This is a genomic window from Flavobacterium daejeonense DSM 17708, from assembly GCF_000425425.1.
In the GTDB taxonomy this organism is placed as follows: domain Bacteria; phylum Bacteroidota; class Bacteroidia; order Flavobacteriales; family Flavobacteriaceae; genus Flavobacterium; species Flavobacterium daejeonense.
Genome location: NZ_AUDK01000003.1, coordinates 133948 through 155765, shown reverse-complemented (window position 1 = coordinate 155765; position 21818 = coordinate 133948). Strand labels below are relative to the sequence as shown.

The following is a 21818-nucleotide window of genomic DNA, read 5'->3' as shown; positions in this document are numbered from 1 at the left end:
GCTTTTATTTTTCAGGTGACGATTTGAAGAATATAGGCATCTAAATAAATCGCTTGCAAGCAAACCGGATTGGTACGGTAATATGCCAAATGTGAACCATAATTTTAAAAATTAAAAAACAATGAAAAAATTTAAATTAACAAAAAAAGATGCTATCTCATTGGAGAATACTACAAGTTTAATGAGTAATCCAGTTTTAAAAAATGCTTCCTTTGAAGTAACAAATAGTTGTTTGACTGGTCGTTTTGCAAAAGTAGATTTTGCAAAAATTATTAAAACATTACCTGACACTAACTAATGTAACTTCAATTTAAGGCTCTTAAAATATTTTAGGAGCCTTTTTATTCAAAAAAAATCATGAAAATAGATAAAATCGTTGTAAAAATAGCTAGTCGTTGTAATATAAATTGTTCATATTGCTATATGTATAATCTAGGAGATTTATCTTACAAAATTCAACCCAAATTTATCGAAGATAGAACAACAGAAGAATTTGTGAAAAAATTATTACTCCATTTACAAAAAAAGAAACTACAAACAGTCCATATCATTATTCATGGAGGAGAACCTTTACTAATTAAAAAAAATGATTTCGTTAATTTTATTAACCGTTTTAATCTTATAAAAGAAAAAGGAATTGAAGTAATTTTTTCATTACAAACAAATGGAATACTTATTGATAATGAATGGTGCCAATTGTTTAAAAAAAACAATATAAACATTGGTGTGAGTTTAGATGGATCAAAACAGGACAATGATACTTTTAGAATTGACAAAAAAGGAGATGGCACTTATCATAATGTAATAAAAGGATTAAATGTTTTAAATAATAATAATATCAAAATTGGAATTTTATCCGTTATGAATACCAAAACAGATCCTGTTAAATATTATGACCATTTTAAAAGTCTAAATTTAAAATCTGTAGATATTTTATTATTAGATGCAAATCATGACACTAAACAAAATATTTTTGGTCAGGACTTAAGTCCATCAGAATGGTATATTAAAATTTTTGACAAATGGTTTCATGATTCAGAACTAACATATAATGTTCGTTTTTTTGAAATGATCATTAAAGAAATTTTGGGACAAAAACAAGGTTTAGATTCTTTAGGTATAAACGAAAACAATATATTAGTTTTAGAAACAAATGGCGATTTAGAAGCTGTAGATGTATTAAAACTTTGTGGAGATTCATTTACAAAAAACGGTATTAACATTTATACTCATGAAATTGAGGAAATAAAAAAATCCGAACTTATCGAAATATATTATAATTCGGGAAAATATTTACCTAAAAAATGTTTAGCGTGCCCCATTCAAGATATTTGTGGAGGTGGCTATTTACCACACAGATACAGTTCCGAGAATGGTTTTAATAATCCATCAATATATTGTAACGATTTATTAAAAATAATAACTCATATTCAAAATACGGTTATAGAATCAATGCCCCCAGAACTAGTTTCACAAACAGGAATTTCAAAACTAACTTATGAAGATGCTTTGAAAATTATAGAAAGAAACATACTGACTATACCAAAACCTGAATACACTCTAAAACTAGAATCTTTCAAAAAAAATTAAAAAATCTCATTTTATCAATGCTTCATAAAATGATAACATTTAACAAATTCCCTTTTATTCAACAACTTGACAGTTCAGATTGCGGAATTGCTTGTATTAGAATGATAAGCAATTTCTACGGGGTTACAATTACAAATAAAAATCCTGCTATTACAAAAAGCAATATAAGTCAACAAGGATTATCATTTGCTGAATTAAAAGATATTTCCACAAAATTAGGTTATGAATGTCTATTTGTTAAACTTGATTTTAATGAAGTTAAAGAAAATGTAACCTTGCCCGCAATATTTTTTTGGAATCAAAATCACTTTATTGTTGTTTATAAGTTAACAAAAAATAAAATATTCGTAAGTGATCCCGGAATGGGCAGAATAATTTATAACAAAAAAGATTTTTTTAACGGTTGGAAAGCTAATAGTGAAAAAGGTATTCTTTTGGTCTTAAAACCAACTGAGAAACTTTACAAAAAAAAAGATACAAACAATGAAACGGACAACGAAAAAAGAAAGAGTTTTATTAACATATTAAAATATTTACTTGATTATAAAAAACATCTCTATTTATTGGCTTTTACACTGTTATTATCAACAATTATAGAATTTATTTTCCCCTTTTTTACTCAAAAAATTGTTGATAATGGGGTTAAATTCAAAAACATTTCATTTCTACACCTGATTTTAATTGGAGAGTTCATATTATTTGTAAGCAAAATACTAAATGAATTTTATAGATCATGGTTGTTTATCCATATAAGTTCTCGAATAAGCTTACATCTTGTTTCTGATTTTTTAATTAAACTAATGAGATTACCCATAAAATTTTTCTATTCTAAAAGTATAGGAGATTTATTGGAAAGAATAGAAGATCATAAAAGAGTTGAAAATTTTTTAGTAAATGATTCACTTAAAAGTATTTTTTCTTTTTTTAGTATAATAGTTTTTTCTACACTTTTATTATATTATAATTTCAATGTGTTTTTAATATTTATTACTGGTAGTATTTTGGAGCTTATTTGGATTTTTCATTTTTTTGATAGTATTAAAAAACTAGACATAAAGAAATTTGAGCTCGTCAGCAAAGAAAAAAATAAAAATGTAGAACTTATTACAGGTATGCAAGAAATTAAAATTAATAACCTAGAAGCATACAAAAGAAAAGAATGGGAAAATATTCAATTGGAATTATTTAATAACAATATTGAAAACCTCCTAACAAATCAAAAATTCGAAAGTTATAGGTTTTTTTCTTTTTTAACGTCAATTTTAATAACTTTTACTTCTGCATATTCAGTTATAAATGGTAGATTGTCTTTAGGTTCTATGGTGGCAATTGTTTTTATAGTAGGTGCCGTAAATGTACCTGTTACTCAATTGATAAATTTAATTTTAAATTTTCAACTAGTAATGGTAAGTATATTGAGGTTAAATGAAATACATGATATTCAAGAAAGTTCAAACTCAGAAAAAAAACTAGATAATTTCGAAAAAGGATCTATACATCTTAAAAACATATCATTTGCATATAATGGTGATTATAATGTATTAAATAATATAAATCTTAAAATTAAAAAAGGCACAACTACGGCAATTGTTGGTATAAGTGGTAGTGGTAAATCAACATTAGTAAAACTTCTTCTAAAATTTTATTATCCTGAAAAAGGGGTTATTACTATTGATAATGAAAATTTAAATAATTTAGATGATAAAATATGGAGAAGTCAATGTGGTGTGGTTCTTCAGGACAGTTTCATATTCTCAAATTCCATTGCCTTTAATGTCACAATGGAAGAAGAATATGATATGAAAAAATTAATAAATGCTGTTGAATATGCTAATATTAAAAAATTTATTGAAAAACTTCCAATGAATTACAATACAATTATTGGACAGCAAGGAATTGGCATTAGCCAAGGACAAAAACAAAGAATTCTTATTGCCAGAGCAATATACAAAAATCCGCACTATATTTTTTTAGACGAAGCCACAAGTGCCCTCGATACAGAAAATGAAAAAATAATTCATGATAATTTACAACAATTTTTTAAAGGAAAAACTGTTGTAATTATTGCTCATCGTTTAAGTACAGTAAAAAATGCAGATCAAATTATCGTTTTAAACAATGGAAAAATTTCAGAAAAAGGCACTCATCATCAACTAATTAACAACAAAAGAGACTATTATAATTTAATAAAAAACCAATTAGAATTAGAACATTAAAATATGAATTTTAAAATATTGGGTGAAATCCCAAAAAAAATATTTTTTATTGGACTATTAATTTCACTTTTCAACATCATTTCAATTTATTTTGTTGTAAAATTGTTATTCCTATAAATCAAAACTTTATGAAATATCACAAACTTATTCTTATTATTACTATCTCTATAAGCATACTAAGTTGTAAATCAAAAATAAACCAAACAATCAATAATATTCCTGAGGGAAAATGGATTACTATTGATACCTTAGATTTTATCTATACTGTAAAAGGCAAATATAGAAAAGGTGTCGAAGTGGGTACTTGGAAATCATTCAACAATCGAAAACTCGTAAAGAAAGAAAAGTACAAAAAGAATCTTTGTAAAACCACATTTTATTTTCCCAATGGGAAAAAGCAAAAACAAGGTTATACTAAACTGGTTGTAGAAGATTCCTTAAGTCACTGGTTTTATTCTGGAAAATGGCGGTTTTATAATCAAGAAGGACAATTAGATTCTATTAAAAATTACACCCAAGAATCATTTGATCTAAAATTAAGTGATATACAAAACTAATTTCCATTCCCCAATAGCTCCATCAATTCCAAAGCTCTTCGGGTTGATTTTACATTGTCAAAAGTCAGTAATAGGCGTAAGCCGTTAGCAGTTTGTTTTTCTTTCATTTTACAAAGTGAAGGATGTTTTTGCACAAACTGCAACACCTTATGAAAGCGATTCGACTGATAAAAATCCGATTGTTGGTCCGACACAAAATAACCAATCATCTTGCCTTGTTTCATCACCAGTTTTTCGATTCCAACTCTTGTAGCCACCCATTTAATCCGGATACTGTTCATCAATGCATTGGCTCGCGGAGGCAATGGACCAAAACGATCCACAAGTTTGTTTTGGAAAACGACTAATTCTTCTTCGTTTTTAATCGCACTCAACTCATTGTACAAATTCAAACGTTCCGAAATATTATTAATATATTCATCTGAAAACAACAATTCAAAATCGGTGTCAATTTGCAGGTCTTTTACATATTCCTTGGTTTCAATATCATTCTCGACCGGATACAAATCTTTAAATTCGTTTTCCTTCAGTTCTTCGATGGCCTCATTCATGATTTTTTGATAGGTATCAAATCCTATTTCATTGATAAAACCGGATTGTTCACCACCCAATAAATCTCCTGCACCACGAATTTCCAAATCTTTCATCGCAATATTGAATCCGCTTCCCAGTTCACTAAATTGTTCCAAAGCCTGAATACGTTTTCGGGCTTCTTCGGTCATTGACGAATATGGCGGACAGATGAAATAACAAAATGCTTTCTTGTTACTTCGACCCACACGACCACGCATTTGATGCAAATCAGACAGACCAAAATTGTTGGCATTATTGATAAAAATGGTATTGGCATTGGGCACGTCCAATCCACTCTCGATAATGGTTGTTGCGACCAACACATCAAATTCTCCATTCATAAAAGCCAACATCAATTCTTCGAGTTTCTTGCCGTCCATTTGTCCGTGACCGATTCCTACTTTGGCATTTGGAACCAATCGCTGAATCATTCCTGCTACTTCCTTGATGTTTTCAATGCGGTTATTGATAAAATAAACCTGCCCATTTCTTTGAATTTCATACGAAATCGCATCGCGAATCACCTCTTCGTTAAAACCAACCACATTAGTTTCAATAGGATATCTGTTAGGCGGAGGCGTAGTAATTACAGACAAATCACGCGCTGCCATTAACGAAAACTGCAAGGTTCTCGGGATAGGTGTTGCTGTTAAAGTGAGCGTATCTACATTTGCAGCAATGGTTTTTAATTTATCTTTTACGTTTACACCAAATTTTTGCTCTTCATCTACAATCAGCAAACCTAAATCTTTAAAAACTACATTTTTGTTGACCAACTGATGGGTTCCAATAACAATATCCAATTTGCCTTCGGCCAAATTTTTTAAGGTTTCTGCCTTTTGTTTAGCCGTTCTGAAACGGTTCAGATAACCAATTTTTACCGGCATATTTTTTAAACGTTCCGAAAAAGTTCTAAAATGCTGGTACGCCAAAATAGTTGTTGGCACCAAAATCGCAACTTGTTTGCTATTATCAACTGCTTTAAATGCGGCACGAATAGCGACCTCAGTTTTTCCAAAACCTACGTCACCACAAACCAAACGATCCATTGGGCGGTCGCTTTCCATATCGGCTTTGACTTCGGCAGTTGATTTAATTTGGTCCGGCGTATCTTCGTAAATAAAGGAACTTTCTAATTCGTTTTGCAAATAACTGTCCGGAGCATATTGAAACCCTTTTTCCAATCGTCTTTTGGCATACAGCTGAATCAGATTGAAAGCAATATTTTTGACTCTGGCTTTGGTTTTTTGCTTTAAGGCTTTCCAGGCATTCGAACCTAATTTATAAATTTTAGGAGGCGTTCCGTCCTTGCCGTTGTATTTGGAAATTTTGTGAAGCGAATGAATACTCACATACACAATATCATTATCGGCATAAACTAACTTAATTGTTTCCTGAGTTTTCCCCTCAACCTGAATTTTTTGCAAGCCTCCAAATTTCCCAATTCCGTGGTCAATATGCGTCACATAATCACCTACAGAAAGCGAAGTCAGCTCTTTTAAAGTGATATTCTGTTTCTTCGAATAACCGTTTTTGATACTGAATTTATGGTATCGCTCAAAAATCTGATGGTCGGTATAACAGCAAATCTGATTTTCTTCGTCCACAAAACCTTGGTACAAAGGCAAAACGATGGTGTTGTATTGCTTGCGGATATTCTCTGAATTGGCTTCATCCAAACTCTCAAAAATATCGTGAAAACGCTTGGACTGCGACTCATTGGAACAGAATAAATAATTTTTATAGCCGTTAAAATGATTCTCGCTCAGATTATTCAATAGCAAATCAAATTGCTTGTTGAATGAAGGCTGTGGCTGAATGTGAAATTCGAATTTTTTGGTAGTTTTAAAAATGGCTTTAGAACTCAATTCGACAATTGAAAAATCCAAAGCACGTTTTATAAAGGCCTTTTGATTCAAAAACAATTGTTCCGGAGTAGCATGTTTAATATCTTTAGATAACTTCCCGAAAGCTTCTTCGGCACGGGCAAATTGCTTATCTAATTGTGCCAATAAATTCTCGGTATTTTGAATACAGATAACCGTTTGTTCCGAAATATAATCCAAGAAACTCTCCCGGTTTTCCTGAAACAATTTGTTTTCTACATTGGGAATAATCGTAATTTTCTTTTGTTGCTCTATCGACAACTGCGTTGCCACATCAAAAGTTCGAATACTATCGACTTCGTTGCCAAAAAACTCAATTCGATACGGATTGTCATTGGAAAACGAAAAAACATCGACAATTCCACCACGAACCGAAAATTCTCCCGGTTCGGTAATAAAATCCACTCTTTTGAATTCGTATTCAAATAAAACTTCGTTGATAAAATCAATCGAAATTTTATCGCCAACATGTACTTTTAAGGTGTTTTTATCTAAATCTCTACGAGTAACCACTTTTTCAAAAAGTGCTTCGGGATAACTCACAATTACCGCCGGTTTTTTGCGGGAATTGATACGGTTTAAAACCTCAGCACGAAGCAACACATTGGCATTATCAGTCTCTTCTCCCGAAATTTCGGGATGGTACGGACGTCGATACGAACTTGGATAGAATAACACATCTTCCTCACCCAACATTTGTTCCAAATCGTTTAGGTAATAAGCCGCTTCTTCCTTATCATTCAAAATCAATAAAAAAGGAAGTTCGGCTTTCTTAAAAAGCGAACGGATGACAAAAGAAACCGCCGAGCCCAGTAAACCGCTAAGCTGTAATTTGGCTTGGTTTTTTTGCTGTAAAGCAGCCGAAATTTGTTGAATTTTAGGCGAAGAATCGTAAATAGTGTATAAGGCTTTCTTACTCAACTCGGGCATCATTAGGGTTAATAATTGCTCTCGAGCCGGACGGAAGAACAGACGGATTAGGCATCACCGGTGTATTAGGAATGGCTCTCGCCGAATCCAATAACATACGTCTCATTTCGTCTTCACCTTCCTCAACCGGAATTTTACTTTTTTCGGTCAAAATATCAATCTGACGTTGCAAAGTGGCCAATTCTTTATTGATTTCACCCACTAATTGCACCACTTTTTTATCGGGAATATTATCCAAATGGATGTACATATCCATCAATCGCACCTTAGTAATCAAAACCTGAATACGGCTTTTGATTTGCGGTTTATTAAACATTTCGGGAATTGCATTATTCAAAGCCATGGCTTTTTTGGAAATCGCATCCGATTTTTGCTGGAAAGCTCCAATAGTCTTTTTAGGTTTTTGATGCAATTCCTGCATGAATAAACGCAATTCATTCCAGGTTTTAATGGTTTCTTCGGTAGCCTCATTGATAGGTTCATCATAAAAATCCCAGCCTTTTCGAATGTTTTCAAAAATGACTTTTTTCTTTTTAGCGTCTTTGGCATTTTCTGCCAATCGTTTTCGATTGTTTTCCTGGTTACAGGAAACCAGCAAAATCAGCAGCCCAAAAATATATAATAGTTTCGTTTTCATCGGATTTTTCATTGAAGCGCAAAGTTACAAAGTAAATTAATATTAAAAGAGGCAAAATTGCTATTCAAATTTTGTTTTGGGCGTTACCCTAAGGGTCGGGCTTTTCATTTCAATCTTTTATTTTTTCTTTAAAAAGATTAGAAAAAAGCAAAAGTAAGCAAAACGATTAAAACTGTTATTATACAGTCGTTTATAAAAGGTTAGTCTAAAATTGGAGGTAGGTGTCCGATAGGTTTTGGTCTTAGAATGAAAAGGTTAGGTTACTAAATCATTACTGATTACAATCTGACTATTTTGAATATAAGAGTTTATATTTCAGTCATTTGCGGTATTTTTCATATTCCCTTGTAACTCAATTAAAATTAATTTTAAACATTAAATTTTTGAGTTATGGAACGATCAAAAAGATCCACGTTCAAGTTATTGTTCTACTTGAAGAAAAACGAACCAAAGAAGAACGGGAATGTACCAATTATGGGGAGGATTACCATTGACGGAATCCCAAAAACATTCGCAACAAAATTAGAAATCAATTCTGATAATTGGGATTTAAAGCACGGAAGAGTTTTGGGTAAAAGTACCCAAGCTTTGAGCCTTAATCTTATATTAGATAACATACGTGTACGTATCAACAAGATTTATGATGATATGCATAAGGAAGATGGCTTTGCTACTTCACAAAAAGTAAAGCTCTCTTTTTTAGGGGTCGGCGTTATGGATGATGCCATCCTAAAAGTATTTAAGGAGCAGAATGATGATTTTGAAAGAATGGTCAGTAAAGGAAAACGTTCTCAAAACACTTATAATAAGTACAAAACCGTTTATAATCATCTGTGTGAATTTATTAGGGAGCGCTATTACAGAGAAGACATGGCATTTCGTGAACTCACTTCCGACTTTATTCGGGAGTTTGATTTCTTTCTGCGAATAGATAAGGAATGTACCCACAATACGGTTTGGGTTTACACAATGCCAATTATCGCTTTAGCTGAACTCGCTATCAAAAAGGGACTGATACGCAAAAGCCCTTTTGAAGATTATGAAATCAGTATGGAAGAAACTGATCGTAGCTATCTTTTAAAAGATGATGTAGAAAAAGTAATGCTTCTGAAACCATCTAAACCGCAATATGAACTTGTAAAAGACCTTTTTATTTTTAGTTGCTTTACCGGTCTTTCTTATATAGACATCCAAAAATTGAAATGGGGCAATATACAGTCTTTCTTTGATGGTCATCAATGGATAATCAGCAGAAGAAAGAAATCTGATGTTGCTTCCAACGTTCGTTTATTGGAAATTCCGAAGCATATCATTGAAAAGTACAGAGGAATTACTGGTAATGATTATGTTTTCGAAATACCAACCAATCCTACCTGTAACACTCATATTAAGAAATTAATGAGTGAAGCAGAAATTATTACAGAACAAAAGGTAACCTTTCATACAGCGCGCCACACATTTGCTACGATGTTCTTAACTGAAGGGGTCCCACTTGAAAGCCTCAGTAAAATGATGGGACATAAAAACATTTCAACTACGCAGATTTATGCCAAGATTACCAGTCAGAAAATTAGCAAGGATATGGATTTGGTATCGCATAAATTTGCAGGAATGGAAGCCGCATTTTCTAAAATGGAGAAAGAGGTTATCATTTAGAATTTTTATTTACAAAGCGAAGCAGGATTATGTCCTGCTTTTTTTATGTACATACTTAATCCTTAAAGCACATTTATTCCTCCAGCGCACATCCAACGCCATAAAAGAGCTTTAGCAGGATGACTTAATAAACCATACTGAAAAACTCCTAATCTATCCTCAACAAATATTTTTCAGTACCGTTTACGTGGCTTCCAAAGCCACAATACTTTAAGATACTAAAATCCACATTTATAAATTCTGCAAAATGTAATTGCAGGTTTTGTAATCACAAGGCCATTTCCTCAATGCCTTTTTCACGTGCTTCCACATAAGTTTTTATTCAAAAACCGGTATGCTATTTTGTTCCATTTCAAGAGCAAAGGTATTTCCGTGTTCTTAACGCAGGAACAAGGTCATGCCCTCCTGGTTTGCAAAAAAATCTCCACCCATTCGGGTCGTATTTTTTTGACAAAACCTTGTTCCTGCTAAACACTAACCTTTTTATGCTCGTGAAACGAAACAAAGCATACTCCGGCTCTTTAGACGAATAAAAAAAATGTCAGAAATGAAAAAATACAGCATTGGAAATGGCAAAAGAGTGAAACGAAACTTCAGCACCTCCTCTCATTGCCGAATAAATCAAGGGAAAAATCAGAACAAAATTAATAACGCAAAAAAGTAGAAATCATGAATATTACAGGAAGACTGACAAGAGATGCGGAAGTACGCACAACGTCACAGGACAAACAAGTAGTAAATTTTTCAGTAGCGACCAACGACAGCTACCGTAACAAACAAGGTGAACGCATTGAGCAAACAACCTATTTCGACTGCTCCTATTGGATAACTCCGAATGTAGCTAAGCTACTTACAAAAGGCACATTGGTGGAACTATCGGGAAGAGTAAGTACAAGAGCGTGGACAGGCAATGACGGAGAGCCAAGAGCAGGACTAAATTTCCATACATCAAACATAAAATTACACGGAGGTAGCAAAAAATCGGAAACGGCACAAGCTACTACAGGTGCAAACAATACCAAGACAGAAGACGACCTCCCATTTTAACAACAAGTATTAATCATTTTTTAACATCAAATTTTTAAGCATTATGGCACATAATATCAATTTCAACGAGAGAACAGGACGTTATTCATTTTTTAGCGTTCAGCAAAAAGCGTGGCACGGTTTGGGGCAAATTGTGGAACAGTACCCAACGAGTGAGGAAGCTATCAAACACGCAGGGTTAGATTACGAAGTCGTAAAATCCCCACTATTTACAAAAGGTTTGGACATCATCGAAACAGCTAACGGCATAGAGATAGGCAGTAGCGAATTAGAAGTACCTAACTATTTTGCCAATATCCGTAGCGATAACAATGCAGTATTGGGAGTAGTCGGCAAGGATTACCACATAGTACAAAACCGTGAAGCATTTAATTTCTTTGATGCTATTGTAGGCGGTGGTGAGGGCATTCTCTATGAAACAGTAGGAGCATTAGGAAACGGAGAACGTATTTTCATCACAGCCAAATTGCCTGACTATATCCGTGTCGGTAATGGCGATGATGTTACGGAAAAGTACATTTTCCTAACCACTTCGCACGATGGTAGCGGAAGTATCACAGCCGCATTTACACCTATCAGAATTGTTTGTCAAAACACCTTAAACGCTTCGTTACGCAGTATGACTAATGTAGTTCGTATCAAACACACTTCGGGAGCAAAACAGCGTATTGAGAATGCTCACAAGATTATGGGACTTGCCAACACATTGAGCAACCAATTAGAGGGCATTTTCAACGAGTGGGCAAAAGTAAAAGTATCAGACCGAGAAATCAAAAAGTTAATCCAATTGGCACTTTGCCCGAACAAGGAAACGCTTGACCTTATCAAAAAAGGTGCGGAAGATGAAATTTCAACCGTGTTTAAAAACACCGTAGAAGATGCCTTTGCCTACGCTATGATCAGCGATACACAGCAGATGGAAACCACGAAAGGCACATTGTTCGGGGCGTACAATGCAGTTACAGGCTACTATCAGAACGTAAGAAATTACAAGAATGATGAAGCCAAATTGCAGAGCATTGTATTGGGTGGTACTGCCCAACTCAAAACTCAAAAGGCTTTTGAATTATGTACCTCATTTGCTTTGGACGGTGCGGAAATCCTAAACCTTAACTAAATAACCAAAGGCTACCGCTTTAATCGGTGGTAGCCTACTTAAAATTTCAAAAAGATGAATACCAATTTTTTCAATCAGATACAGCAGTTGGACTTTACAGGAGTATTGCAACTGAACATTTCAAAAGGAGCGGAAAACAACCTTATCGTATCGGTTCTGCTCAACAACGAACAATGCGGAGATAATGCCAAAAACCTAATTCCTCCGTTGACATTTAACGCAACGCCACAGGAGTATGACGAGGGATTTTTTGAGCAGATAAAAGCACCTATCAAAACGGTTTCGGGCGTAATGGTTGATATGGAGAAATTCCTAAAACAAATGGAAATTGTCAAACAGCAATCGGCAATGGAGAAAGAAAAGACCGAGAAAGCCAAAAAAGAAAAAGAAGCCAAAGACAAGAAGTTTAAAGACGGAATGACAAAGGCTGATGAACTCGAAAAAGAGGGCAAATTCCGTGAAGCGTGGATGAAAGTACCCGATGTAACCGAGTTTCCCGAAAAAGCGGATGAGATACGCAAACGCAAAACGGCATTGTCTGCAAAATTCGCTACACCAAGCCTTTTCGGAGAAGCGGAAGAACCGCAACCCGAACCGAGCCAAGAGGAAGAAACCACAGCCGATTATCCGATAGACGAAACGGACGAGGAAGAATCAGAGTATTAACGATTTAAAACGAACATTATGTTATTAGCAACGCAATTAGAACGAGTGTTTATACTCAAAGATAAAGGACAGGACATCAGACTGACCGACCCCGAACCACGTTGGAGCGTGGAAGCCGTAATGAATTTTTACGCCAATATGTACCCGATACTTACAACCGCAAAAGCATCTGCACCACAAATTAAAGATGATGTAGTAGAGTACAAATTTGAAAGCGTAATGGGAACGAAAGGTTAAACCAAATATTTAAAGTGATGAACTATGCACAAACATATCCTATCGGGAACTATCACAATACCCGAACAGCAAAGACAACGGCAGTTGCACCGCCAATTGAACGAGTTCGCCAATTGGATGCAAAAGCCAAAGGATGCAAACGAAGTGCGGAAAGACAAACGCAAATCAGTACCGACAGCGATGTTGCCAATGGTTTTCTAAAGTGTACGTTTCTGCCCAAACTGAAAGAAACCAAAACCGGACAGGCTTACAGGAAATCGGATAAGACGGAAAGGGATTTTTTTCAGTCCCTTTCCAAACTTGCCGAGCATTATCAAATTGAACCGATGCAGAGTAAACAATTTCCATATCCATACAATATGGCTTTGGCAATGTCGGATATGGAAGAAAAACTAAAGCAAAAGGTTTTGGATTGGGAAGAAATACGTTTAGTACAGGATAGTAAGAAAACGTATTTTGTAAGTGAGGAACGCTACAATACAGGGGCAACACTTTTTTACATTCCCGTTGCGTCGTTGTACCGAATGTTGCACGACCGTAATCGGAAAAGAAACGCCCATTTGTTATTGTCCGTATGTGCTTATCTGTATCACATAGCCGACATACCGTATTACAGACAGGAAGCAAGTTATCTGTATTGGATGTACGAAATGATGAACGATTGGGTTGAAATGGATGACCAAACCGAGCAAACAGCCGTTTATCTTGCCGAAATCAAACAAGCGGAATACATCGGGGATTATATGGAACAACGGATTTACAACCGCATTAATCTGACCGTATTTGAACAGCGTATCAACAGTTTTAAAGCTAAAGATGATTTTGATAGAGAGTGTTTAACCGTAGCAAAAAAAGCCTTTGCCCTTTATCAGACCTATCCGAATGAAAGCGTATTCCGCAATGCCAAACCAAACGGAGAAGCATCGGAGGAAGATATGGAGAACATTATCGGTATGGAAAAGTATATTTCATTCTATGCTGACCACAAAGGTTGGCTGAATGAAACACTAATAGAATCGGTCAACACCGAAATGCAAGAATACGGACAAATGGAAGAACCCATTATCCAAAAAATGTTTGACGGCAGGGATATAACCGCCAACAACCTTTGCTTTGAAAACAGACTATTTGGACTACTGCACAGTCTAAGCGACATTTTACATACATTCTAAAAATTGGAACTATGGAAACGATTAACGATATAACACAGGACTTCGGTACATTGTACCACCCAAAATCGGCTTTGGTATTCTATGAAACTAAAGGAAGCAATACCGATGTATATGTAGAACATTTTGATATGGACAAGAACGGCAATCCTATCAACGCCCACCCTTTAACGGTAAAGGAAGCGAATGTTTTGGCAAAGGCACTCAATACCGAACAGGAAAAGAACAAAGCCTTTCTGAAATCAAACGGAATTTTGCCAACCAACATTTTGCACATCAATCCCAATGCGGATAAAGGTGCAGTAATTTGGTACACCAAAGCACAGCAACGGCAGATGTATTTTGTAGATAGTCTGCAAATTCCAAACGGAATAGCACAAGTACCGCCAATGCTTTGGAAAGCAAGTAAAAACGGTTTGAGTGTGTTTGCCCTTGCAAGCGACAGAAGACCAACAGAAAAGACAAAATTGTATCATACGCCATATTTCAACATCTATGAAGATGGTAAAGTATGTATGGGAACGGTAAGCGTTGATATTAAAAAATCCGCTTCGGTGGAAGAATTTATACAGTCTTGGGAGTATTACTTTTTCAATTCCTATTTCAGCCATTTATTGGGCAATCATAATCCTATAAAAGGCAATTGCGTAAACCTTTGGAAAGACCTTGTGAACACGGAGACCCCCTTTCCAAAAGAAGTATTGAGACCGAATAACCAAACCCTTAAAAACCTATTATAATGAAAACAAAAGTTCATTTTACGGACAACTATCTGATAAGCCCGACCAACCCCATTGAAATTAATTTGATTGGAGCAGGTGGCACAGGTTCAAAGGTACTGACAGCCTTAATGGAAATGAGCCACAGCCTAACAGAATTGCAACACCCAGGATTGCAGGTACGTTTGTGGGACGATGACATTATCACGGAAGCCAATCTGGGCAGACAGCGATTTGCACCGAGTGAAACAGTATTGTACAAATCCGTAGCTCTGATAAACCGTGTCAATCGGTTTATGGGTACAAATTGGAAAGCGGAAGCCCAAAAGTTTGAACGTAATAATTTCGGTGGACTTCCCGAAAATGCAAAAGCAACCATTTATATTACTTGTGTGGACAATGTACAGACACGATTTGATATTGCTGAAATGCTTAAAGCTATGAGCAAACGGAGAGCCAACCGTGACGAACCAAAGTATTGGTTGGATTTTGGTAACAGCCAACATACAGGGCAAGTGATACTATCTACTATCGGAGAGATTAAACAACCCAACTCCGAGAAATACGAAACGGTGGCAAGCCTGCCAATGGTTACGGATGAATATGGCGAACTGCTGAAACAGTCCGAGCAGTCGGACGATACGCCAAGTTGTAGTTTAGCAGAAGCATTGGAAAAACAGGATTTGTATATCAATGCGACATTGGCTCAAATGGGTTGTTCTCTATTGTGGTCTATGCTCCGCTATGGAATGACCGAAAACAGGGTTTTTTTCCTTAATTTGAAGAACTTCCAAGCCCAACCTCTAAAAGTCGCCTGACAGCCAAAATCGGGCGGCGAAAAGACGCATCCTTCCGTTGGTCGGAACCGCCTTTTCGCATTTAAAATAGGTGTAACCCCTTTGCCAAAATGTACCGCTCCACAATTTCCACTCTATACATTTTATCAAACAGGTTGAGAGTTTATTGCGCGGGATATTCATCATCCCTAAAATTATACTACTTTTATTGAATACTATATTGAGGTATCAAATTAGAGGTAGATAAGTAATAATGCTCAAAAATATAAAAGTGATAGGGATAATAAATAAAATCATAATTCAGTGTTCAAGAAATCCTAAAATGCTTTTCGTAGTAGATGCAATGGGAGCGCTACTATCGTCTCTTATTCTTTTTTTGATTGCAAAAAAGTTCAGTTTGAATTTTGGTGTTTCAGAAGTTGTTTGGGTTAAACTTTCGTTGATTGCATTGTTAATGGCTTTTTATTCAACAATCTGTTCTATTGGAGTAAAACATCGTTGGATGTCATTTCTCATTTCAATTTCTGTAATCAATATTGTTTATTGTGCTTTAACCATTGGAGTTTTAATCTATCACTCGTCAGAACTGACAACTTTTGGTATAACTTATTTATCAATAGAAATACTGGTGATTTTATTACTTGTGTTTTTCGAACTCAATACTGCAAGTGTGATATCATTAAAAAATAAGAGTAAGTAATACATGTTAATAGTTGTTACGAAAATTCTATTCCTTCCTGCGTTCGGAAACGCAATTTTGCATTCAATCGGTACAACCACTTTTCTAAAATCTATCGTTACACAAATTCCACTTCTTACATTTCATCAAACAGGTTGCGAGATTATTGCATGGGATATTCACTATCCCCTTTTGTTGTTTAGCATTTTTTTCAAGTGCTTACGATAAGTAATATCTAAGGCTGTGTTAAATATCTCATTCGACATTATTAGAATAGTTTTTTTTATCTTTGTTCCTTATGAAAAGACAACTATTCACATATTATAGTTTGACGATTGGAATGATTGCCTAATTCCGGGTGTTTTGTTTCTAAAATCATCGGTTTGGTAGTTCACGTATTACCAAAGGTGATTGGTATGGAACAAATATTCGGATGATAAAGAATTAAGCAGTTTTATTTAATCATTTTAAATTATTATTAAGCAGTGAATAACTTATCATTATATGGTTGGAACGATACTCTGTTCCAACTCAAACAAGCCTCACAATATAAACATCTTTATCATGGTCGTGTTGCTGCAGTAAACAAAACCAATTATGAGGTCATTGCCCAGAGTGGCCGGCTGTTGTGCGAACTGGCAGGTAATGTACTTTATGGACGGTCATCATTTGAACTTCCGTGTACAGGTGACTGGATTATCTTTCAACCTTTTGACGATAATAAAGGAATAATCGTTGATATTTTACCACGTAAGCATACATTATACAGAAGAAAAAGTGGCACACTGTCCGACCGGCAAGCTATAGCATCCCATGTTGACAAGGCATTTATCGTACAAAGCCTTGATATCAATTTCAGTGTTCGCCGAACAGAACGTTTTATGGTTCAGGTATTAGAAGAAAATATTCAACCGATATTGATACTCACTAAATCTGATTTGGAGTTTAATCGTCACGAGGTAGATAAATCGTTGAAACATATTGCCCGTCAAATGCCTATATTTTTCACAAGTATTCTTTCTCCCGAAACAATACTTCCTGTGCGAAAATTTATCCAACAGGAAGAATCAATTGTATTTGTAGGATCATCTGGGGTTGGAAAAAGTTCCCTAATCAATGCATTATGTGAACGAACAGTATTTTCTACATCTGAAATAAGCAAATCCTCAGGCAAAGGTCGGCATACCTCAACAAGAAGAGAAATGGTGTTGATGGAGGATAGTGGGATATTAATAGATACGCCCGGCGTTAGAGAGTTTGGTTTAGCCTCAGACAATTCTGAGACATTATCAGAGATATTCGATGTTTCTGATTTTGCAGAATCCTGTCGTTTTGAGAATTGTATGCATGTCGATGAACCTGGCTGTGCAGTTGTCGAAGCTGTAAACACCGGTCTTTTAGAGCTGGAAGCGTACAATAGTTACCTCAAATTGCAAAAAGAATCCTGGTATTTTTCTACCTCCGAGCATGAAAAACGCAAAAGAGATAAGTCTTTTTCCAGAATTTCAGATGAGGCTAAGAGAATAAAAAGACGTTAACGTTCCTATTAGTCACTACAGATGTTTCATTATTAGGTGGAACATCTGTATTATATATCGTTATTTCAAATAGATTAAATATGACAGTAATAGTTTCGTTGATTATTGTATATTGAAATATTCCTGTGCGATTTTTGCTACTCCCACACTAAAATATCTACCGCCATTGTGTATAACCTTGACAGCTTCTTCCAATTCTTTTGGATCTGCTCCTTTTAGAACGTAACCACTAGCACCCAATTTGAGCATTTTTATTACGTTCTTTTCATCATCGTTAACACTGAATGCTATAACCTTTACGGCAGGGTATTTTTTACGCAATATTTTAGTTAATTCAAATCCGTCCATCACAGGCATATTTATATCTACTATGCAAACATCCGGTATAAGGTGGTTTCTCTCTATTTTTTCCAAAGCTGCTAGTCCATTTTCTACTTCAAATATCGTTGCAAAACCGAAACTGTTGAGAAACTGGCATATACCATTTCTAAGCAAATCGTGGTCATCAATAATAGCAACCCTAATTATTTCTTCTTTATTGTCCATTTTCTTTTTTTGGGTTTAATTAGTTTAAAAAATCCGTGGCGAGGTTTTGGATAAGTTACGCATTTCACTACCAGAGGATAGACCATCATTAACCTCAATATCCCTAACATTGACAAGATTTAGCCATTCCTTAAAATGAGCTATTTCAGTAGGCTTAAACTTTACGATTTCACCAGTTTTAAGGGATATGATAAAAGCATCGATGCAGAGGGAAAACGCTGATAGTTGTGACGCAGGATGGTCAAAATCGGGGTAAAATATAAGCTCCTTTTCCATAATCTCGATAATTTTAACAGATGTGGAGCGTTGCAAAAAAAGAGGCGCAGGCAACCACACTTATCGATATTAAGGCACTGGTACGCCCTTCCCCGAATAAGCGAGCGCCCACGCCATAGCATGAGCGTTCTTACTTATTTGTCTCGGGGATTTAAAAATTACCAGTTTCTAATATCGAGACCTAAAGCAAAAACACTTTAAGTATTTTCTATATGTACAGCAAAGATACTAAACTCATTTCTATGGGAAGAGATATGAGCAAAAAAAGGTTACAATCAAACTATTTTTTATGAGAGATGCAATTCTGCTGTAATAAACTCAGAGTACCCGTTTTCTTATGGATTATTTTTCAGGTAGGCATATTGTTTAAATACAATTAATTAGATCAATTAGGAAAAACAGTTTTGTAAATTTGTCATAAAAGAAATCTATAAATGTTTAGACATAAAGGCAAAGGTCGAACTTATACACACAACCTCAAATTAGCTTCAATATTATCCGGTGTAGCAGGTATAGTGAATATTACTGGTGTTTTAGAATTACAAACATTAACTACTAATGTAACAGGACATTTTGCGTTTTTTTCTGAAGAACTTGTTTTAAGAAATTACAAAATGGCTTTCGCTTACTTATTTTATATTTTGTTTTTTCTGTTTGGAGCATTCATTTCAAGTCTTATTATAGAATGGATTTCAAAATATAAACCGCAAACTTCTTATGTTATACCCATATTCATTGAAATATTCATATTCTCGGCGATTAGCATTTCAACATTTTTAGTTCCGAACGAATATCCTGGATTTTCAATTATTTTATCGTCTGCTCTGCTTTTTGCTATGGGATTACAGAACGCATTAGTAACAAGGGTATCCCTGTCGGTAGTAAGAACTACACACCTAACAGGTTTGTTTACTGACCTTGGAATAGAACTGTCACAACTGTTTTTTTATAAAGATCGTCCAGCACGGATACAATTGAATAAAAGTATCTTTTTAAAGCTGGCTATCATTTGCTGTTTCTTTCTGGGGTGTATTATAGGCGGCTTTACTTATGCGTATTTTGAATTACGCACACTTTTACTTCCGGTAGGGTTACTACTTTTCGCTCTGTGGTATGATCGCTTGTTGTTCCGGTACTACTTTCTGAAAAGAAAATTCAGAAAATATCACTGACGCCATTTTGTCCGGTATAATTCTCTTCCAGTATTCTCAACAGATCTGATTGTTTGAAAATTATCTTACCACCTATCTGAATATACGGCAGGATATTATCATCACGGTATTGTTGTAAAGTACGTTTGCTGATATGTAACAGCTTACAAACGTCTTCGCCTGACAGGTATATTTCCCCGTTCATTACAGGACGGTAGTTTTTCAGTATTTGTTCGATATAGCTTCGTAACTGCGTTATCATCTCCTGTTGTTCGATGATTTCTTCGGCCTCATTCGTCAGTAGATCCATTACCATTTGTATTGTACGGATGTCCGGCTTCCAGCAAAGCCCGTACGTCCGTGAGTTTATAATAATTTTTGCGGTTAAGCTTGGAATAAGGTAATAACCCTTTTTCCTTATAGGTCTGTAAAGTCCGCTTGGTAATGTTCATCATCAAACAAACTTCCTGGTTATCGAGCCATTTTTCCTCTTTGAAAACCGGAATATATTTTTGGGTGACATTCTCGGTCATTTCCAAAAGCTGTCTTAGCTCATTCGTCATACCGTCCAATGCGGACTTTTGTATTGCAATAACTTCCATAGTTTACTCTTTTTCTGTGGAAGTCGAATTTAGAAAGGCTTATTGCAGGATTGGGAAAGGTTGTAGGGTTTGGCTTTGAAAGGTAGTGTTTGGCAGGATACTAGTCCTATAAAACAGAAAATCGGATGCCCCAACGTGGTATCCGATTTTGTTCAAATATTGATTTTTACGCATAGTACCTATATACTGTTGTCAGGAGTTTTTTTTTATTATTTGGTTTCTCTCTTTTGCAAGTTAAATACTGTTCCTGATGGGTCTTGAATCCAATGCATGTTTTCAGGAAGTTCTTCAATTTCATCACATGTTTCCACACCGTTTGATAGCAGATAGTTTGTCGCTTCTTCTACGTCAGGGACCGTAAGCTGTAACCAAGTTTCTGAATGTGTATAGTTGTCCACGCAGTCCAACCAGATGATATTGTTTCCGAACTTTACTTCGTGTGTTCTCGAAACGGTAGGATTTTCAATTGGCTTTTCTTCGACCTTCAACTTCAGAATGTCCCTATAAAATGCAACGGTTTTCTCATATTTACTTTTGGGAATCTTTATTGCGATGTTAATTCCTGCTTCAAATTTTGCTTTCATATTTATCCAGTTTATGTTTTATTGCTCTTCTTTATTCGTAAAATTCTTTCGGATATTCTACTATCCCCGAAACATCTTTTAAAGCATTTTCAGTTAATTCAATTAACATGCAGTTTTCGTCGGGAACTTCAAAAGGTAATTTGATTCCGTAATTTTTTGTCATTTTATATCCAAATTTTGGATAATATTTTTCATGCCCCAATAGAATAATGGAACCAAACCCCAATTCCTTTGCTCTTTGATGAGCCTCCAGAATTAGTTTTCCTCCAATTCCTTTTCCCCGGTACTTTTTCAGTACGGCTATTGGTGCTAATGCCAACGATGTTTTTTGCAAATCATTGTTTATGATTTTAATCTTTGTTAGCAGAACATAGCCTGCAATCTCTCCATCAACTTCAGCAACTAGCGATAATTCGGGGACAAATGCCTCAGAGTTCCTTAACCGCTCTACCAAGAATTGTTCTTTATGGTCGGTATAGACTTCGTTTTCGAAAGCGTTTTTAATCAGGTTAAAAACTTCTTTGTAATCTTTACTTTCTTCTTTTCTAATGTTCATTTTAAATTGTTTTTTGTAGATTTTGTTTTGGAATGGTCATTGTTTTTCTGACAAGTGTCCAAAATACTGTTTTGTTTAAACATCCATTG

General features: G+C 35.0%; 23 protein-coding genes. 15 read left to right on the top strand and 8 right to left on the bottom strand.

Features of this window, described 5'->3' with window-relative positions; all coding sequences use genetic code 11:
• The first annotated feature begins 121 nt into the window (after window positions 1-121).
• The 4 genes from H599_RS20720 to H599_RS19170 all read left to right on the top strand — a co-directional run bounded on the left by H599_RS20720 (window position 122) and on the right by H599_RS19170 (window position 4363).
• Complete coding sequence (locus tag H599_RS20720; RefSeq protein WP_155960739.1) at window positions 122-298, top strand: hypothetical protein; 177 nt, start codon at window positions 122-124, stop codon at window positions 296-298.
• Between the two features lie 59 nt (window positions 299-357).
• The gene (locus tag H599_RS0104090) at window positions 358-1590 is read left to right on the top strand and encodes a radical SAM protein (protein WP_081810502.1); all 1233 of its coding nucleotides are present in this window, start codon (window positions 358-360) and stop codon (window positions 1588-1590) included.
• A 29-nt stretch (window positions 1591-1619) separates the two neighbouring features.
• Entirely contained in the window at window positions 1620-3806 is a 2187-nt protein-coding gene (locus H599_RS0104085) for a peptidase domain-containing ABC transporter (RefSeq protein WP_035141145.1), read from the top strand.
• A 128-nt stretch (window positions 3807-3934) separates the two neighbouring features.
• The gene (locus H599_RS19170; protein WP_051590633.1) at window positions 3935-4363 is read left to right on the top strand and encodes a hypothetical protein; all 429 of its coding nucleotides are present in this window, start codon (window positions 3935-3937) and stop codon (window positions 4361-4363) included.
• On the opposite strand, the gene mfd is transcribed toward H599_RS19170, so the two are convergent.
• Together mfd and H599_RS19165 are read right to left on the bottom strand one after the other, a co-directional pair.
• Window positions 4360-7743, bottom strand: a complete 3384-nt coding sequence (gene mfd / locus H599_RS0104075; protein ID WP_026712961.1) for a transcription-repair coupling factor — start codon at window positions 7741-7743, stop codon at window positions 4360-4362. The two genes, H599_RS19170 and mfd, sit on opposite strands and share 4 nt — an antisense overlap.
• Complete coding sequence (locus H599_RS19165; RefSeq protein WP_051590642.1) at window positions 7736-8389, bottom strand: hypothetical protein; 654 nt, start codon at window positions 8387-8389, stop codon at window positions 7736-7738. Before H599_RS19165 ends, mfd begins: the two co-directional genes overlap by 8 nt.
• Window positions 8390-8779: 390 nt before the next feature.
• Here H599_RS19165 and H599_RS0104065 point away from each other — a divergent pair, with 390 nt between their 5' ends.
• The 10 genes from H599_RS0104065 to rsgA all read left to right on the top strand — a co-directional run bounded on the left by H599_RS0104065 (window position 8780) and on the right by rsgA (window position 18014).
• Window positions 8780-10045, top strand: a complete 1266-nt coding sequence (locus H599_RS0104065) for a site-specific integrase (protein ID WP_026712960.1) — start codon at window positions 8780-8782, stop codon at window positions 10043-10045.
• A 669-nt stretch (window positions 10046-10714) separates the two neighbouring features.
• Complete coding sequence (locus tag H599_RS0104060) at window positions 10715-11092, top strand: single-stranded DNA-binding protein (RefSeq protein WP_026712959.1); 378 nt, start codon at window positions 10715-10717, stop codon at window positions 11090-11092.
• 43 nt (window positions 11093-11135) lie between these two features.
• Complete coding sequence (locus H599_RS0104055; protein ID WP_026712958.1) at window positions 11136-12209, top strand: DUF932 domain-containing protein; 1074 nt, start codon at window positions 11136-11138, stop codon at window positions 12207-12209.
• 54 nt (window positions 12210-12263) lie between these two features.
• Complete coding sequence (locus H599_RS0104050) at window positions 12264-12875, top strand: PRTRC system protein E (RefSeq protein WP_026712957.1); 612 nt, start codon at window positions 12264-12266, stop codon at window positions 12873-12875.
• Window positions 12876-12893: 18 nt separating this feature from the next.
• Window positions 12894-13112, top strand: a complete 219-nt coding sequence (locus tag H599_RS0104045) for a PRTRC system protein C (protein ID WP_026712956.1) — start codon at window positions 12894-12896, stop codon at window positions 13110-13112.
• Between the two features lie 17 nt (window positions 13113-13129).
• Entirely contained in the window at window positions 13130-14284 is a 1155-nt protein-coding gene (locus H599_RS0104040; RefSeq protein ID WP_026712955.1) for a hypothetical protein, read from the top strand.
• Between the two features lie 11 nt (window positions 14285-14295).
• Window positions 14296-15021: a PRTRC system protein B gene (locus H599_RS0104035; protein ID WP_026712954.1), complete on the top strand. Its 726-nt coding sequence runs from the start codon at window positions 14296-14298 to the stop codon at window positions 15019-15021.
• Window positions 15021-15818: a PRTRC system ThiF family protein gene (locus tag H599_RS0104030; RefSeq protein ID WP_026712953.1), complete on the top strand. Its 798-nt coding sequence runs from the start codon at window positions 15021-15023 to the stop codon at window positions 15816-15818. The genes H599_RS0104035 and H599_RS0104030 overlap by 1 nt, the downstream gene beginning before the upstream one ends.
• A gap of 301 nt (window positions 15819-16119) precedes the next feature.
• Window positions 16120-16497 carry a hypothetical protein gene (locus H599_RS0104025; protein ID WP_155960738.1) on the top strand — a complete coding sequence of 126 codons (378 nt, stop codon included), beginning with the start codon at window positions 16120-16122 and terminating at the stop codon, window positions 16495-16497.
• A gap of 464 nt (window positions 16498-16961) precedes the next feature.
• Window positions 16962-18014 (top strand): ribosome small subunit-dependent GTPase A, encoded by a 1053-nt coding sequence (gene rsgA, locus H599_RS0104020; protein WP_026712951.1) that lies wholly within the window; start codon window positions 16962-16964, stop codon window positions 18012-18014.
• A gap of 102 nt (window positions 18015-18116) precedes the next feature.
• On the opposite strand, the gene H599_RS0104015 is transcribed toward rsgA, so the two are convergent.
• Together H599_RS0104015 and H599_RS0104010 are read right to left on the bottom strand one after the other, a co-directional pair.
• Window positions 18117-18560 carry a response regulator gene (locus tag H599_RS0104015; protein ID WP_026712950.1) on the bottom strand — a complete coding sequence of 148 codons (444 nt, stop codon included), beginning with the start codon at window positions 18558-18560 and terminating at the stop codon, window positions 18117-18119.
• Window positions 18561-18584: 24 nt separating this feature from the next.
• Complete coding sequence (locus H599_RS0104010) at window positions 18585-18836, bottom strand: hypothetical protein (RefSeq protein WP_026712949.1); 252 nt, start codon at window positions 18834-18836, stop codon at window positions 18585-18587.
• A gap of 434 nt (window positions 18837-19270) precedes the next feature.
• Between H599_RS0104010 and H599_RS0104005 the strand changes: the two genes are divergently transcribed.
• Entirely contained in the window at window positions 19271-20008 is a 738-nt protein-coding gene (locus tag H599_RS0104005; RefSeq protein ID WP_026712948.1) for a YoaK family protein, read from the top strand.
• Here H599_RS0104005 and H599_RS0104000 read toward each other — a convergent pair.
• From H599_RS0104000 to H599_RS0103985, 4 genes are all read right to left on the bottom strand, one after another.
• On the bottom strand, window positions 19992-20297 hold the full coding sequence (locus H599_RS0104000; protein ID WP_035141143.1) for a helix-turn-helix domain-containing protein: 306 nt from the start codon (window positions 20295-20297) through the stop codon (window positions 19992-19994). The two genes, H599_RS0104005 and H599_RS0104000, sit on opposite strands and share 17 nt — an antisense overlap.
• A complete protein-coding gene (locus H599_RS0103995) occupies window positions 20278-20589 on the bottom strand; it encodes a helix-turn-helix domain-containing protein (RefSeq protein ID WP_026712946.1) in 312 nt (103 codons plus the stop codon). The genes H599_RS0104000 and H599_RS0103995 overlap by 20 nt, the downstream gene beginning before the upstream one ends.
• 209 nt (window positions 20590-20798) lie before the next feature.
• Window positions 20799-21173, bottom strand: coding sequence for a VOC family protein (locus H599_RS0103990; protein WP_026712945.1), 375 nt, complete (start codon window positions 21171-21173; stop codon window positions 20799-20801).
• Window positions 21174-21204: 31 nt separating this feature from the next.
• Window positions 21205-21729 carry a GNAT family N-acetyltransferase gene (locus tag H599_RS0103985; protein ID WP_026712944.1) on the bottom strand — a complete coding sequence of 175 codons (525 nt, stop codon included), beginning with the start codon at window positions 21727-21729 and terminating at the stop codon, window positions 21205-21207.
• Between the last annotated feature and the right edge of the window lie 89 nt (window positions 21730-21818).

Excerpts from the sequence above, each read along its gene's own strand:
- H599_RS20720 (WP_155960739.1), top strand. The coding sequence starts at position 122 with ATGAAAAAATTTAAATTAACAAAAAAAGATGCTATCTCATTGGAGAAT.
- H599_RS0104090 (WP_081810502.1), top strand. The coding sequence starts at position 358 with ATGAAAATAGATAAAATCGTTGTAAAAATAGCTAGTCGTTGTAATATA.
- H599_RS0104085 (WP_035141145.1), top strand. The coding sequence starts at position 1,620 with ATGATAACATTTAACAAATTCCCTTTTATTCAACAACTTGACAGTTCA.
- H599_RS19170 (WP_051590633.1), top strand. The coding sequence starts at position 3,935 with ATGAAATATCACAAACTTATTCTTATTATTACTATCTCTATAAGCATA.
- H599_RS19165 (WP_051590642.1), bottom strand. The coding sequence starts at position 8,389 with ATGAAAACGAAACTATTATATATTTTTGGGCTGCTGATTTTGCTGGTT.
- H599_RS0104065 (WP_026712960.1), top strand. The coding sequence starts at position 8,780 with ATGGAACGATCAAAAAGATCCACGTTCAAGTTATTGTTCTACTTGAAG.
- H599_RS0104060 (WP_026712959.1), top strand. The coding sequence starts at position 10,715 with ATGAATATTACAGGAAGACTGACAAGAGATGCGGAAGTACGCACAACG.
- H599_RS0104055 (WP_026712958.1), top strand. The coding sequence starts at position 11,136 with ATGGCACATAATATCAATTTCAACGAGAGAACAGGACGTTATTCATTT.
- H599_RS0104050 (WP_026712957.1), top strand. The coding sequence starts at position 12,264 with ATGAATACCAATTTTTTCAATCAGATACAGCAGTTGGACTTTACAGGA.
- H599_RS0104045 (WP_026712956.1), top strand. The coding sequence starts at position 12,894 with ATGTTATTAGCAACGCAATTAGAACGAGTGTTTATACTCAAAGATAAA.
- H599_RS0104040 (WP_026712955.1), top strand. The coding sequence starts at position 13,130 with ATGAACTATGCACAAACATATCCTATCGGGAACTATCACAATACCCGA.
- H599_RS0104035 (WP_026712954.1), top strand. The coding sequence starts at position 14,296 with ATGGAAACGATTAACGATATAACACAGGACTTCGGTACATTGTACCAC.
- H599_RS0104030 (WP_026712953.1), top strand. The coding sequence starts at position 15,021 with ATGAAAACAAAAGTTCATTTTACGGACAACTATCTGATAAGCCCGACC.
- H599_RS0104025 (WP_155960738.1), top strand. The coding sequence starts at position 16,120 with ATGCTTTTCGTAGTAGATGCAATGGGAGCGCTACTATCGTCTCTTATT.
- H599_RS0104015 (WP_026712950.1), bottom strand. The coding sequence starts at position 18,560 with ATGGACAATAAAGAAGAAATAATTAGGGTTGCTATTATTGATGACCAC.
- H599_RS0104010 (WP_026712949.1), bottom strand. The coding sequence starts at position 18,836 with ATGGAAAAGGAGCTTATATTTTACCCCGATTTTGACCATCCTGCGTCA.
- H599_RS0104005 (WP_026712948.1), top strand. The coding sequence starts at position 19,271 with ATGTTTAGACATAAAGGCAAAGGTCGAACTTATACACACAACCTCAAA.
- H599_RS0104000 (WP_035141143.1), bottom strand. The coding sequence starts at position 20,297 with ATGGATCTACTGACGAATGAGGCCGAAGAAATCATCGAACAACAGGAG.
- H599_RS0103995 (WP_026712946.1), bottom strand. The coding sequence starts at position 20,589 with ATGGAAGTTATTGCAATACAAAAGTCCGCATTGGACGGTATGACGAAT.
- H599_RS0103990 (WP_026712945.1), bottom strand. The coding sequence starts at position 21,173 with ATGAAAGCAAAATTTGAAGCAGGAATTAACATCGCAATAAAGATTCCC.
- H599_RS0103985 (WP_026712944.1), bottom strand. The coding sequence starts at position 21,729 with ATGAACATTAGAAAAGAAGAAAGTAAAGATTACAAAGAAGTTTTTAAC.